Here is a 14,476-nt window from a genome sequence, read left to right as displayed (position 1 = left end):
AGTGCTAACCCACGCAACTACTCATAGCCGAGACCGTTGCCGAACATTTAAGACGATATTATGAAAGAATGGAATTTTAAGTTAAAAAGTAATCCTAGAGAGATTAGTGCGAAATTAGAAGACGCCCTTGGATCTGCTAACGGATTTGTATTTAATATGGATGAGAGCATAAATAATTCAATAACATTTAAAATTCGGAAACGGATTCTCTATGCTTGGTATTTGATATTTAGTAATAATATTATCGTTAATGGAAAATTATTAAAAAGTGATACTAAAAATGTGACAGACGTAAAAATTTCATTTACTCAGCACTTTTTAATGGTATTGGTAGTGTTTACAAACATAATTTTTGGTTTAGGCCTTCTAATTGCACTGATTTCAGGAATAATTAACAACACCTCTATCTACGCAATTGGCGGAATATTTTTATTATTTGGAATTTCTTTATGGTTTATTATTAAGAACAGGTTCGACAGAAAGGTTCAAGAATATCAAAAGTTAATTTCTGGAGTCTTGGAGTTATAAAAAACGATTGGTAACAACCCCGCTAGTGCGAGCGTCACGCTGGTACTTCCATAAGTACATTTGCCAGTGTATCCCTGCTTTTTGATGGTTAGGCACGCTTTGCAAAATCGCAACTGTGTTAAGGCTTCCGATTTTTGGATACCCCTAGAATCAGGTACTAGTAATGCCAATTGTTTCTGCCCATTCTTTGGAAATTGACTTGAATACTATTAAAGGCACGAGCGCGACGCTCGCGCCAACGAGGGAAGTACCTTCGAAATACTATCCAAAGAAACTATACAAACCAACTACGGAGAACTGGAAAATTGTTGGAAAGTTAAGGGCATATCAATCTTTGACCTTGGCCGATCTGAAGTGACCTATTGGTTTCATGAAAAATATGGGTTTGTAAAGTTGAACTATGTGAATTATGGAAACCAAAAACTACATATTGAGTTATCAGAAATAAAAGAAAACTAGCATTTTAAGAAGTCCTTAGCTTTTATCATCCAATTTATGAACCTTTTAAAAAGCAGGGCTTATTTAATTAATTTTGGGTTGAATCAATTCCGTTCTCTATTTTCTTCTGCATTTCTTTTGCCCAGTCGGCAAGGTGTTGGTATTGTTCGTCGGTCAGTTTTGCTTCATCATGCAGTAAAAGGTAAGATTTAAGTGGCATGCTCTGCTCTTCCATGACCTTGTAAAGGTTTTCGAATTTCTTGGCAGCAGTATCTGGAGGATAAGAGGCAAATTCAGAAAAGTTCAAAGCCTGTTTGGCATTCCTAATATGGCCGTTCATCCACCAACTTATAGGTTGTATATTATAATACCACGGATAATCTTCGGTATAATTGGAATGGCAATTATAACAAGCCACATACAGATCCATTTGGATATCCATTGGCACCTCATACTTATCCGTTATGTCCACATGGGTATCAGCGTCCACATAATTTTTTTCAGGATTAAACACAGGAAGTTGGAGAATCAGGAAGACTATAAATAACGAAAGGACAATCTTTAACCAAGTATTCATAACTTCATGTGAAAAAAGATACGGTTTTTAATAAAAATAGCCACAAGTGCCTTTACCGTTGAACTAAACTAATGAATTTTTTCAAAACTTTTTGGAAAACAATTCTAGCAATCGCCCCATAATTTCCTTACAATCATACAAATATCTACCATTTTAATTGTAATTTTAGATTAGAACCTTTTTAAAAATCAATCTAATATGAAACATGCAAAAACTCATTATTTCGGATTATTATTGACGGCTTTTCTTTTTATGTTCTCTTCCAACGCTTTTGCCCAAAGCAGTGAAACTATCAAAGGAGAAGTTTTGGACATGTCTTGTTATGTTGCGCAAGAAGCTACTGGTCAAGGCCACAAAAAATGCGCCCAAGCCTGCTTGGATAAAGGATTGCCTGCCGGAATTCTCAGCGAAAACGGAATGGTTTATCTTTTGGTAGAAGACCACAACGCAGCTGATGCCTATAAACAAGCCATTTCAAACGCTGCTGAAACGGTAGAAGTAACCGGAAAAGTGGTGGAAAAAGATGGCATAAAATCTATCGTTGTAGAAAAAGTTACGGTAAAAGGATAAAGCGCAAATCTTTTTAAACTTATTCAAAAGCAGTTCTTTCACAGAACTGCTTTTTTTATGGTCATATTTTTCCATTGTCCAATGTAAGGGTCATCCAAGCCCCAAAGCAGATTTCATTTAAGGTTTGCCGTTTAGCTTTCCTAATTTAGCCCTTAGGTTTCTATGGTTCAGTAATTATAATGGATTATGCTTATTTGTTGTGTTTCTTCAAAAATTAGGATGAACATAATATTTAGTGTTTTTTGATTTTAGCTTGATTTATTGGGCAAAATCGAATAAAATTATTGTTAAAATTATTCTTTCATTTTACTCAAGTGGTTTTTATTGTTTTTAATTGGATTTCGTGAATCTTCGGTTTAGTTCATTGATTTCTGCTTGTTATTTCAAGGTATTCATGAACCTTCGGTTTCTTTGCTGTCCAATGAAACCGACGCAGGAGGTTCATGAATACCTTATTCCAAAATAAACAAGCAATGAATAAAACGAAACAAAAGAAAAGACCCTTCTTCACTATGTGGTCCCTAAAATATCGGGATTTTAAGGACCGATGCCATTGCCTAAATTATTTCCAAGGCTTCAATAATTCTATACGGCCATGTCATATCCACCAAGGAAGAAGATAGACCCAACAAGGGGCTTTCAAGGTAATGTTCCTCAGTATTCGTTAAATGACAATGATTTTTCGACACTGTATAGGTTGAGGGAGCCAATGAACCGCCTATTTTTAATTTACTTAAGTGGTTATTATTGTTTTTAATAGGTTTTCGTGAATCTTCGATTTCGTAGTAAATCAAGTGGTTTAGAGATTAATTTAGGAGTTTGAGTCGGTATGATAATCCTATTCTATATGGGGTTGCCTTTTCAATTTATCCTTGATGCCCAAGCACAATAATACCAGAGTAACAAAAAAGGAAAATAGTTCCTCCAATATTGTATATTTTTAGACCTTGGGCGAAAACATAAGCTCGCCCTTATTTTTTTTTAATTCTTTTTAATTTGAGATATTGAACTATTGACATTATATAATGAAAGCAATAATATATAACTTCTTCATAATAGGATTCCTCCTTTTAATAAGTCCCATATATGGGCAAGCTGAGCAAGATGAGACACAAAAAAAATACCATTTAATTGCCCATCGCGGCGGAGTTGTAGATAACCGAACCGCAGAAAACAGTTTAGCTTCTTTGAAAAAAGCTTCTCAAGAAGGTTATTGGATGGTTGAAGTAGATTTGCGTTTAACACGGGACAGTGTATTGATTATCCATCATGATCAGAATTTTAAAAGGTATTATGGTACAAATAAAACGGTATCAGAAATGGATTGGGATGAAGTCAAGGAATTAAAAGGTGACTTGGATAATAAGGTGCTTTCTTTTGAAGAAGCCCTAAAGTTTTGTCAAGAAAGCAATCTTCAAGTGATGGTCGATAATAAAATTGAAGGGTATGACAGCAGTTTATTTTCTAAGGTAGTGGCTTTACTAAAGAAATATGAACGTTTGGAGTATGCAATGATGATCGGAACTGATGAATCTACCCCCTACTTCACTGGGAAAGTAAAATTGAGTTGTACACGTCAACAGCTAGAAGACAATATGTTAAAGCCCGATTTTAACCCAAAGGACTATTATTTATTTTCTAGAAATATATCCAAAGCAGATGTAGAATGGACTAGGAAGCATGGCATATTGGCGGTCGGAGTAATCAATGCCTGGGCATTTAAAGGGGATGATAAGATAAAAGAAGCCCGTGAAGAAGCGAAAAGATTGTTGGAAGCCGGTGTAGATTACTATCAAATTGATTCGATTTTTGGTTTCTTGTTTATGTAAAACCATTTAAAGAAATCTTACTACTCCTTCGCTAGTACAAGCCTGCCTAAGGGCGAGGCAGGCTCGTACTGTCATCAGCGTGTTCACCAGTGTCTCCCTGCTTTTTGATGGTAGGGCTAGCTTTGCAAAGTTGCAGCTGTGTAAAATCTTCCGATTTAGGGATACTCCTAGAATCAGGTACTAGTTTTAATGCCAATTGTTTTCGCCCATTCTTTGGAAATTGTGTTGAATACTATAAAAGGCACGAGCGCGACGCTCGCGCCAGCGGTTAGTATAATTAATGGCTAAGTAGTATTCCAAAAGGAAATCCATAGAAATAACTATCTTAGGACTGTTGGACACCTTTCCTGTAGAAAGGTCCGGAATTAATAGGACCTAAGCGGTCGTACAAGCTTTTAATCAATCTTTAGGTAAGTTCAATGAGCACTAAATTGGATTCCAAAAACATATACAACTTCGCCAACTTTCTGATTGGGCTATTTATAGTGCTTTCTTTAGTTCAGATTATTGTAGAGGCCTTGGCCGGATATCGCTTTTATTTATTTAGCCCGTATTATGAACCGTGGATTATTCTACTCACTATTGTCACCATTGCGGTTATGTTGGTGCTACTTTGGTATTTTCGGACTAAAAACTATAGGATTGCCTTTATAGCCTTTTTAATCTCTTCCGTAACCTCATTGGCCTTTACCCTAATGGCGTATTTGGCCCTATCGGACAGGGATTTGCAAAAATCGGTACCATGGGCATTTGTAATACTCCTATGCACTGGAATTATTTATTCGGTAAGTCTTTTTACGTCCAAGACAAGACATAAGCGCTGGTTGTTCTGGGTAGGAGCTATTGGGTTCTCTTTAGAGCTCATTTTATTAGTGCTACAGCTATGGGCTCTGAATACTGACAATGCGGCTGTTCCAATTATAATAGGCAAAGTTTTGCTGTGGATATTAGTGCTGATCAATTTCAACATGATCTTCTATATATTGAACTTTAAAGAGGAGTTGGACCTACTGAAAAGCGAAGCTAAGACAGAACCCTCCAATTTATTTACCGGGATACGTGTCGGACTTGGCATTGTGTCCCTATTTGCAGTTTTAATTGTTTTAAATGTTGCTACCTCTGAATATGCTTGGGAAAAGGGAAAAGTTGCCAGATCTAAACTAATGGTTGGGGATTTTGAAGCCAAAATTTATGTAAACGCCCAAAATGATACGCTGCTGTACCGCTTGCAATTACCAAAGGATTACGATAGCAACAAGGAGTATCCCCTAGTCGTCAATTTACATAATGGAGGGGGTGTAGGAACGGACAACCTGATCCAATTGGATGCCACCACCACCGCCCAACTATTGTCTACTGCCGAGAATCGTGAAAAATATCCTGCTTTTATATTTTTGCCCCAGAGTCCTACAAACAACGGTTTCGGAGGGATTTCAGATGATCCGGGAGTTTCTGGCCTGGTATTCGAGGCCATGGATCAACTGGAAAAAGAATACAATATTGATGATAAACGACGCTACGTAGTAGGAATGTCGACCGGGGGTTATGGTGCTTGGTATTTTATTGGAGTAAAACCAGAAAAATTTGCTGCGGCCATACCTATATGCGGAGGAGGGGATCCGAAAATGGCAGCTAAAATGACCCATATTCCTATCTGGGCATTTCATGGTAAAACAGATAAATCGGTACCGGTGCATTTAACACAAAACATGATCAAGGCTATAAGGAAAGCCGGTGGAAGCCCTAAGTATACAGAATTTTCGGCAGGGCATCTTATCTGGGACAAGGTGCAAAGTACTCCTGGTTACTTGGACTGGCTATTTGCCCAAAAAAGGCCTGATTAATGGAGAAAGTACTGTGGCCAACCTATATCACCTAAACAGCCCTGGCCTTCCACTTAGGGCTTATGGTTATGTTTTTTTAATAAAACTGCTTATTTCGCCAACCAGCTGTCGAACCAATCAAAAGCATCGGTCTGCATCTGGACATCGAACTTATGCCCACCATCATAGAACTTTCCGCTATACCTTTCCGGATGGCCCGCTTTTGAAAAGACGGAAGCGAGAATGTCATCTGCTTTTTTCATTTCGGGCAAAGTGTACAATTCGTCCTGGTTATTGCTCTGCACCATGGTTGGGAGAGGTACTCGAAGCCCTAAAATCTCAGGAAAATCCAGATAATTCGCTAAGCCCGGCGCGTATGTCATCCAGGTGTGGGTGTAGGCCTTGTTCAGTAAAAAATCTTTCCAAGTGGTCATAAACCCTACGCATACGGCACATTTTATTCGAGCATCCATTCCCCCCAAAAAAACAGTACGAAGTCCACCGCCTGAGAGTCCACCGCAACCCATACGGTCCGGATCCACGTCCTTTCTGGCACTCAGAATATCCAAGGCGATACGGTCTTCGGCCAACACCATACCGGTGTATGAGGTGCCTGCGGACAAAAGGGACTTCGCCATAAGGTGTTCATGGTGGCCGGCCCATTCGTTGTAGGCCTCTATGTTCCTGACATCCTCGGAGTTTTCATCGGTACGTCCCTCCGCTTTCAATGCTCCCCATTCAATACCGGCCATATCTTCATAGAATACCCGCCGGCTAGCAAAGGAAAAGGCGTCATGTACCAGAACGGCATAGCCCCTTTTGGCCATCTCGTTCGCCCATGCCCTACCCTCATAATAACTGTTTTGGTGAGGTTCCATAAGCAGATGTTGAGTATCCGAAGTCTTGGTGATCTTTCTCTTGCCAAAGTATTTATTACCGCCATGGTCGTGCAGGGCCAAAATAGCGGGCAACTTCCCTGTACTGTTCTCGGGTTTCATAAAAATAGCCTCCACAGGTCTTCCGTAGGGCAATTTCCAAGTAAGCTCCTCTATTTCAAGTCCGTCGTAGTTGTATTTCCTTTTTAGGGTAACTGCAATATTATCTTTTATCAAAGGCTCTGCTATCTGTTCCTGGGCCTTGGCATGGGCACTTGGTTTCCAATCTTCAATTTTGGACCAGAGGTCGTTCCGGAACGACAACTTGGGCGGGTCTGGCATTTGATCAGCCAACCAAGGGCCGTATTGGCCTATTTGGCTTTTCTGGAGTTCTGCATTCATAGGGATAGGGTTTATGGGTGGTACCATGTTTTCAAAAGCGGCGGTCATGGTGCTGGGCAAAAGAGGCAAGCCCACGGTAGCCATCGCGGTCTTGGATATAAAGGCCCTTCTGGAATCCTGGATGTCGCCATCGGTATTTTTGGATTTTTTCATATTCTAAATTAATTGGCAGGACATTTAAAGTTACTACTTATTTCCAATTATTCCTTATCGATTTTGGGTGTTGGGTGGTTGTTCAGTAATTTCAATAAATTAAACATCTATAAATTTAATAATGCTAATCTAATAGCAGAGTCGAGAGGTATTGGACGCTAATAGCACTAAAATGAGGTCTCGTCTGCGCCCGCCTGAACGGAACGGGCAGGCTCCACCGGACAACGGTAGTCACTTCGACAGAGTCCCTTTTCGGGACGACGAGAAGTCGCACACAATTGGTTTTAGCGAACATTAGGGGTTGGGCACTTTTGTCATTAAAATGAGGGCTTTCCCGATAACTATCGGGATAGGCTTACATGCGGAAAGTAGGCTCGATCGGACAACATTACCCTAAACAATTCATTAACAATTAAAAAGAGATTGAACACACCTTATTTTGGAAAAAGGTATTCATGAACCTCCTACGTTGGTTTATTATTAATAATCTCCTTACTCTCACCTATTGGGGTAACCATAAGTCAGGTTTCGGCAATATTTACCAATTATAGCAGCCATTTATTACATAAATTGAATGTTTTAATTCAGACCTAATTTCACCCATGACTACAACCAACCACTTTTTAAGAAAACTGTTTATTTCCGGATTAATGCTAGCCCTATCCGTTTCCGGATTTTCCCAATCGAGCGCAGAAATTGATGACAATTTCCAATTTGCCAAACAACATCAGGACGATATAAAGCTTAGCGTATACATCACCGCACATTCGGTGGAACGTTTGCTCTCCACCCCTGAAGGAAGAAGGGAAGCCACTTCTCTAATGATGGCCAATGGAATCACCAAAGTGTATTTGGAGGTGTACCGTGGCGGTTTGCTTGTCGCGCCCGAGTTGTTGGCCGAGATCACAACATATTTTACCCAAAACGGATTTGAAGTGGTTGGCGGAATTGCCACTGTCCCCGGAGGTGATATTGGGGTAAAGCAGGAGGGCGAACTAGGTTGGTTCAATTGGCAGAATCCAAAGACCCAACAGGATATGAAGAAAGTGATGTTGGACGCAGCCCCTATTTTTGACACCTTTATTGTGGATGATTTTTTATGTACGGGAGATATCAGCTTGGAATCCAAGGTCGCCAAGGGAGACCGCAGCTGGTCCGATTACCGCAGACAATTAATGACGGAATTGGCAAGCTCCATCTTCATAGATCCGGCAAAGTCCGTTAATCCGGATATACATATGATCATTAAATATCCACAGTGGTACGATCGTTTTCATATGTTCGGTTATGATGTGGAAACCGGTCCAAAATTATTCGACGAAGTTTGGGTAGGAACGGAAACAAGGGGACAATACACCCAGCGCTTTGGATTTGTACAACCCTATGAAGGCTTTGTGAACTATAGTTGGATAAAGTCTATGGCCGGCAAGAAGATCGGGGGAGCCTGGTTTGATCATGGCGATTGCGATGCTTTGGATTTTGTGGAGCAGGCCTATCAGTCCGTACTTGCCGGAGCCAACGAATTGGTTATTTTTAACTATGGGAGTTTTGTAAACGGACATGCCGGACACCATCTGTTGCGAATGGATTTTGAAAAATTGGCAAGGCTGGCCAAAACCTTAAAGACCTCCCCCATTCATGGCATAGCTGGATATAAACCCCCACATAGTGATGCAGGCGGCGATCTTTACATTATGGACTTTGTAGGCATGTTTGGGATTCCCTTGATGCCAACGGCATACTATCCCGAAAATGCAGCAACCATTTTTTTACCCACACAAGCTGCTGCCGATCCCAATATTGTGGGCAAGGTAGTGGCATCGCACAAGCAGGGTAAAAGAATTATTATGACCGCCGGATTTTTGGCTAAGGTAGATGACAAGGGGAAACTCTCCAAATTGGCCGGTATCCCAAAGCCGGAGGTTGGGGTAATAAGTGCGGAGAAAATAATCCTGGATGGCAGTGAAACTACTTTGGAAAGGCAGTTGGATTTGGAGGCCCCATTGGAAGTCAAAAAAGCAATCGCGTTGCTGGAAGTGAAATCGGGCCACGGCACTATTCCATTCCTGACCAAAAGCAAAGATGGGCAGGTATATGTTTTAAATTCCCATACCTTTTCCGAGGCTGATTTTAAAGCAGTTGGGGAAGTGTTGCTCTGCCCTCGCCCACTGGGTCTACTGGATCTACCCACTTCCTGGGCCAATGAAATTCGCGCTGTTTTTAACGAACAATTACAGATAGAACTCAATGCACCCACCAGAATCACTATGCAACCCTTGGAAAATGGAGACCTAATTTTGCACAATTACAACAAGGAGGAAGTAGAACTTCAATTAAGCGGATTGGAAAACTCTGGCCTTTTGGATGCTTTTACGGGTCAAAAATTGGATACGGCATCAGGAACATTGAAAATGAAACCAAGGTCGAGGCTTTGGCTAGAGAATAACCATTAGCCTATAATAAATATGGGGCGCTCCCCTACCCAAAAAACGACACACAATACAATCACTCGTACTATGATCTACATTACGCAACTCATTTACGTTAAAGAGGGACAGGAAGAAATATTTCATCAGTTTGAAGATATTGCCATTCCCACCATTTTAAAATATAATGGTCGACTTACCTTAAGAATTCGACCCACGGATGATTCCATCATTGAAAATAATATAGAGAAGCCTTATGAAATTCATCTGGTGGAGTTTAATACCCAGGAAGATTTTGATCATTTTAAACAAGACGAAGAGCGAAAAAAGTTCCTGCACCTAAAAGAAAAATCGATCAAATCTTCTGTTTTGATACAAGGGAGTAAGTTATAGGAAAACAATAGGTGGATTATTCCTTTTTTTTAAGGAAATCATATCAAATTGGTATAGGAATCCACATCATACCGGAATTGGTCCTTGGCATAATGTGGATTTCTTTACCCTACTTATTCGGAAATATTTATTTGTTTCTTTTGTGGGGGACCCTTCCATAGGATGGATCATATACCTGGATTCCCATTCCCTCAGGAGTTTGCCAACCCAGTTCGGGTTTGTGCGTAACATAGGCATAATAAGGGGTAGCCGTTAATTCTGGACCGATGAATACAGGGGCCAGTTTGGTGACGCCCTTTTTCAGGTCCATCTTAAAAGTAACCTCTTTAGCTCCCTTGGGGATATCCATGGTCTCGTCAAAATCCCCGATACGCATACGGGCCTGCTTATAGTTGAATGCCTTACCATAAGTGCCATCATTGATGCCTTTGTCTGCTTCCACTGGCCAACGTCTCAATGAGATTTCATATACGCCGTCACGCTCTACCTCTATCGCCCAGAAGGATTCCTCTGCAACTTCCCCATTTATAATATGTCCTTGGTTCCAGGGTGGAAGCTTATCTATCAGCCAATCGTGGGAAGAGAGGGAGACAATGGGCGAATTGTCCGAACCAATGACCATATAGCTTATAAGGTCGTGCTCCTGCGAGACATCATTCCAGAATTTATCGTACTCCCCACGCAACTGCTCAATTACCTGTGGGTTCTCTTCAGCAATGTCCGTGGCCTGCTTGGGGTCTTGGTCCAGTTGGTAGAGCTCTTCACCATTTACCAATCGCCAGCGATCGTGCATTACGGCACTTTTTCGCCATTTTATGGGGTCTACCACCCGTTGGGATTCAACCACCAGGCTACGATCCGGCCAATCAGGAGCTTCCGAATAAAGGAGATCCCGAATACTGCTGCCATCAAACTCGATTTTAGGTGCTTCCAACTGACATAGGTCAATTAGGGTTGGAAGTATGTCTATATGGGCAGTGAGGTTCTCAATAGATTTCCCGGCCTCTATCTTGCCATCCGGCCAGCGAATAATGAAGGGGACACGGTGTCCGCCTTCGTACTCCGAATTTTTCATCCCGCGCATTCCACCGTCATAGCCCCTACCGTCTATAATGCCACTAGCGGTACCGTTATCCGTCATAAAAATGAGGATGGTATTGTCCGCCAAACCCTCGGCATCCAACATTTCTGTAAGCCGTGCCAGATTATCATCAATATTGGTTATCATCCCATAGAATTCCGGGGAAGAAACCCGTGGATCATTTTCATAGGGTTTCACATACTCTTCCGGACAGTAGAGCGGCGTATGGGGTGCATTTAAAGAAATGTAAGTAAAAAAGGGCTTGTCCTTGTTCTCCTTGATAAATTTTATCCCTTCGTTGAACCATACATCCGTGCAGAAGCCTTCAAAACGCTGGTGCTTACCATTGACGATGTAAGTATCGTCAAAATAATCGTTGCCCCAATAATCCGGAGCCTGTCCCACACCTCCCGCTTGATGGTAGATACTGTGCTGAAAGCCTCGGTCTTCCGGACGGTAAGGATAACAGTCCCCAAGGTGCCATTTTCCAAAAAGGCCGGTTGCATAGCCATTGGCCCCAAAAACATCGGCCATGGTAGTTTCACGCTTACGCAGCATATTACGTCCCTGAACCGTATGCCAGACGCCAACGCGGTCCGAATAGCGTCCCGTCATCAGTGCTGCACGTGTTGGTGCACAGGTGGGATCTACGTGAAAATTGTTCAACAAGGTCCCTTGGGTACTCAGTCTGTCTATGTTGGGCGTATTGATAGCTGGGTTACCGGTAAAGCCTAAATCCCCATATCCCTGGTCATCGGTGATAACGATAATCACATTGGGCGGTTTTTCTGTTCCTAGCTGTTCCACCGATTCCTTTTTAGGTTTACCATCCGCACAACTTAACAATACTAGTGCGAGGACAGCATAAACAAAATGTAAATTATATTTAATCATTTTACTGGATTATATTGGTACTATCTTGAAAAACTAAGGTTGATTTATCATTCCCATTTTAGAAGCGTCAAGCGGTTCGATACCTAGTTTTAATGCAGGACTATTTTCTTTAAAACTAAAATCGCCATTTTCCGGATCAACAAACATAGGGTCTCCAAAAATACTGGATTTTTCATTACCTACCGCCCGCATTTTGGCCAAATGATCATCCATCCAATTTGGATTGGTTGGGTGGTAGTACAGATTGGAATCCATTTTGGTTTCTACCAAAAGAGGTACTCCATCATAATTGAACCCCCCTTGAGCATAAGGTCTTTCTCCATGTGCATTGCCACCATCGGGATGGGAAACAATGATATTTTTTGAAACCTTACTTCCTTTTACACTTACCCATTCATAACTTATATAGCCATAACGGGGAGCATTTAAAGGTTTAACAATAAAATTATTGATAACATCGTTAACGCCTTTTGAAACTATTCCGGCAGCGAAAAAAGCATTGTTGTTCAAAATATTTCCATAAATCAATGTTTCATGTTGATCGTCATCACATCTAATAGCGGATGGCATTGAATGCCCAAGATTATCATGTATGTAATTAAATCTAATTATATTTCCTGTTCCAGCACCAGAAATATATATGTCGTTTCCATCTGATAACAATTGTACAGCATGTGTTATCTCATTGTATTCTACAATATTGTGTCGGGAATGATTATATTTTTCACGAACCTTCCAGTTTTCATAGGTCTCCACTGTATTTTCTATAACATCAGCCGGAATTTCATGGTGCCTTACAGTTCTTCCGCCTTCCCCATTTAAACTTCTATTTGGTTCTACCCTATTGGTGACGAGTATACCGGAATATCCGCTATGATGAATGTAATTATTTGCAATACGGTTATACCCACTTTGCCAGGCCCATACCGCTGGAGAATGCCAGGTTATTTCACTAAAGTGGTGAATATGGTTGTTGACTATTTCGTTGTGATGGTTAACATCTTTGGTTCCAGGTCCATAACCAGCTAAAAGAACCCCAGCTTCGCCAAGATGTGCAAATTCTGAATTTTCCACTTTATTCCGTTGTGCATAGAGGTCAAAACGAACTCCGGAGCCACCAGAATTTAAAAATTTACAATCAATGACCAGACAATTTTCTGCACCCCTGAACCGAAGCATGGAGGTTGGTCTATCGAACATATCCCAATCGTGTTGCATACCCCATCCCAATTGTTCATCATCTGTGGTCCAAGCACGACGGTCAGCATGCGAAAAAGTTATTCCAGAAAACGAAATTCCCCTTACAGGTTGATCAACCGAACCATCGTAATCAATATTGCCTTCAATACGAATTAATTCAGTAATAGCAGGTGCAAGGATACCCTTGGGCGAACCGTCTGCTGATGGATTTGCTGGCCATAAAAAAATCTTTCTGGTCTTAGAATTTATGACCCACTCACCAGGTTCATCAAGAGCTTCAAGTGTATTTTCAATCCATGCCGAGTTTCCATCATTGGTGTGCACCCAATCGGCTAATTTGCCCATTTCATAGGTTGCGGATACGCCGGTCGTTGCCACACCGTTTTCCTCATCAACAGATTCCAAGGGTAGCATGTTGATCATCCAGGCCCTACCAGGTCTTATGTTCAACTCAACATCCGCCAAGTTATCCCAGTTTTTTAGTTTTCCCTGTGGGAAATACAAAGTTCTTTTATCTCCAGTTTTGGTGGGCAGGAAACCCTCAGCCCTGGCACGGTTCAAGCGACCCTTTTCGTCGTATAGGGTGTAAAATTTATCAAATCCTTCTGGAAAATCCGCTACCCATACTTTTCCGGTTGCAGCACCGGGCAAGCCGGCTGCTTCGGAATCCAACAGTTCCCATCCGTTCACGGGAACTCCAGCACTCAAAATAGGTTTTTCATCCCCATAGGCAGCAAATGTCAGATAGCTAGGGGCCAGTTCCCCTGCACCGTACTCATTTAAAGGAGCCGATTCCATAAGGCCAGGGTTCCCGTCTTCCATGCCCAAGACCAAAGTTTCCGTTAAGGCATGACGCCCTTCCCTAAAGTAAATAACTACGGGTGAAGTTTCACCGGCTTTTCTCATGGCCCTAACAGCCTCTACAGCCCCATAAATAGTAGCAACCGGTTTCGAAATACTACCCTCTGCCCCATCATCACCATCAAGAGCAACGTATATTTCTTTAGGTGTTTTTTCTTTGGCTTCATTGGCACATGAGACAAAAAACAAGCATAGAACAAAACTTAATATTGTTGGTTTAATAATTCTTACAAAGAGTTTCATAAAGGTTAGTTTGATTGTTTTAAGTTTATTTGAAATTTAACGATAATACAGTAAGCCAATTCATAAACGTCTTATAAAATGAAGTACATATTTAATTTGTATTTTTTTCAAATTCAAAACCCCTAGTTCTCATTACCAAACTAAAATTTATAGAATTCAACGGATTGACAATGCCTTATCGGT

10 protein-coding genes are annotated in these 14,476 nt (G+C 41.1%); 6 read left to right on the top strand and 4 right to left on the bottom strand.

Features of this window, described 5'->3' with window-relative positions:
- Positions 1-60 precede the first annotated feature (60 nt).
- Positions 61-528, top strand: a complete 468-nt coding sequence (locus tag LV92_RS07830; RefSeq protein ID WP_111623105.1) for a DUF423 domain-containing protein — start codon at positions 61-63, stop codon at positions 526-528.
- Positions 529-1,054: 526 nt separating this feature from the next.
- Here the strand turns inward: LV92_RS07830 and LV92_RS07820 are convergent.
- A complete protein-coding gene (locus tag LV92_RS07820) occupies positions 1,055-1,543 on the bottom strand; it encodes a heme-binding domain-containing protein (protein WP_111623103.1) in 489 nt (162 codons plus the stop codon).
- Between the two features lie 198 nt (positions 1,544-1,741).
- On the opposite strand from LV92_RS07820, the gene LV92_RS07815 reads away from it, so the two are divergent.
- From LV92_RS07815 to LV92_RS07805, 3 genes are all read left to right on the top strand, one after another.
- Positions 1,742-2,113 carry a hypothetical protein gene (locus LV92_RS07815; protein ID WP_111623102.1) on the top strand — a complete coding sequence of 124 codons (372 nt, stop codon included), beginning with the start codon at positions 1,742-1,744 and terminating at the stop codon, positions 2,111-2,113.
- Positions 2,114-3,138: 1,025 nt separating this feature from the next.
- Positions 3,139-3,942 (top strand): glycerophosphodiester phosphodiesterase, encoded by an 804-nt coding sequence (locus LV92_RS07810; RefSeq protein WP_111623101.1) that lies wholly within the window; start codon positions 3,139-3,141, stop codon positions 3,940-3,942.
- A 419-nt stretch (positions 3,943-4,361) separates the two neighbouring features.
- Entirely contained in the window at positions 4,362-5,786 is a 1,425-nt protein-coding gene (locus LV92_RS07805; RefSeq protein ID WP_111623100.1) for a carboxylesterase family protein, read from the top strand.
- An 89-nt stretch (positions 5,787-5,875) separates the two neighbouring features.
- On the opposite strand, the gene LV92_RS07800 is transcribed toward LV92_RS07805, so the two are convergent.
- Complete coding sequence (locus LV92_RS07800) at positions 5,876-7,195, bottom strand: alpha/beta hydrolase family protein (protein ID WP_211322947.1); 1,320 nt, start codon at positions 7,193-7,195, stop codon at positions 5,876-5,878.
- Positions 7,196-7,797: 602 nt separating this feature from the next.
- On the opposite strand from LV92_RS07800, the gene LV92_RS07795 reads away from it, so the two are divergent.
- Positions 7,798-9,648, top strand: a complete 1,851-nt coding sequence (locus tag LV92_RS07795) for a hypothetical protein (protein WP_111623099.1) — start codon at positions 7,798-7,800, stop codon at positions 9,646-9,648.
- Between the two features lie 63 nt (positions 9,649-9,711).
- Positions 9,712-10,014, top strand: coding sequence for a DUF1330 domain-containing protein (locus tag LV92_RS07790; protein WP_111623594.1), 303 nt, complete (start codon positions 9,712-9,714; stop codon positions 10,012-10,014).
- A gap of 127 nt (positions 10,015-10,141) precedes the next feature.
- Here LV92_RS07790 and LV92_RS07785 read toward each other — a convergent pair whose 3' ends face one another.
- Together LV92_RS07785 and LV92_RS07780 are read right to left on the bottom strand one after the other, a co-directional pair.
- On the bottom strand, positions 10,142-11,989 hold the full coding sequence (locus tag LV92_RS07785) for an arylsulfatase (protein ID WP_111623098.1): 1,848 nt from the start codon (positions 11,987-11,989) through the stop codon (positions 10,142-10,144).
- A 33-nt stretch (positions 11,990-12,022) separates the two neighbouring features.
- Positions 12,023-14,293, bottom strand: a complete 2,271-nt coding sequence (locus LV92_RS07780) for a right-handed parallel beta-helix repeat-containing protein (RefSeq protein ID WP_111623097.1) — start codon at positions 14,291-14,293, stop codon at positions 12,023-12,025.
- Positions 14,294-14,476: the final 183 nt, after the last annotated feature.

This window comes from Arenibacter echinorum (genome assembly GCF_003259375.1).
GTDB lineage: Bacteria > Bacteroidota > Bacteroidia > Flavobacteriales > Flavobacteriaceae > Arenibacter > Arenibacter echinorum.
The sequence above is the reverse complement of the archived record's forward strand: the minus strand, read 5'-3'. Positions and strand labels throughout refer to the sequence as shown.

Bases quoted from the DNA above. Each gene is read 5' to 3' on its own strand.
- LV92_RS07795 (WP_111623099.1), top strand. From the start codon at position 7,798: ATGACTACAACCAACCACTTTTTAAGAAAACTGTTTATTTCCGGATTA.
- LV92_RS07800 (WP_211322947.1), bottom strand. From the start codon at position 7,195: ATGAAAAAATCCAAAAATACCGATGGCGACATCCAGGATTCCAGAAGG.
- LV92_RS07815 (WP_111623102.1), top strand. From the start codon at position 1,742: ATGAAACATGCAAAAACTCATTATTTCGGATTATTATTGACGGCTTTT.
- LV92_RS07790 (WP_111623594.1), top strand. From the start codon at position 9,712: ATGATCTACATTACGCAACTCATTTACGTTAAAGAGGGACAGGAAGAA.
- LV92_RS07810 (WP_111623101.1), top strand. From the start codon at position 3,139: ATGAAAGCAATAATATATAACTTCTTCATAATAGGATTCCTCCTTTTA.
- LV92_RS07785 (WP_111623098.1), bottom strand. From the start codon at position 11,989: ATGATTAAATATAATTTACATTTTGTTTATGCTGTCCTCGCACTAGTA.
- LV92_RS07780 (WP_111623097.1), bottom strand. From the start codon at position 14,293: ATGAAACTCTTTGTAAGAATTATTAAACCAACAATATTAAGTTTTGTT.
- LV92_RS07820 (WP_111623103.1), bottom strand. From the start codon at position 1,543: ATGAATACTTGGTTAAAGATTGTCCTTTCGTTATTTATAGTCTTCCTG.
- LV92_RS07805 (WP_111623100.1), top strand. From the start codon at position 4,362: ATGAGCACTAAATTGGATTCCAAAAACATATACAACTTCGCCAACTTT.
- LV92_RS07830 (WP_111623105.1), top strand. From the start codon at position 61: ATGAAAGAATGGAATTTTAAGTTAAAAAGTAATCCTAGAGAGATTAGT.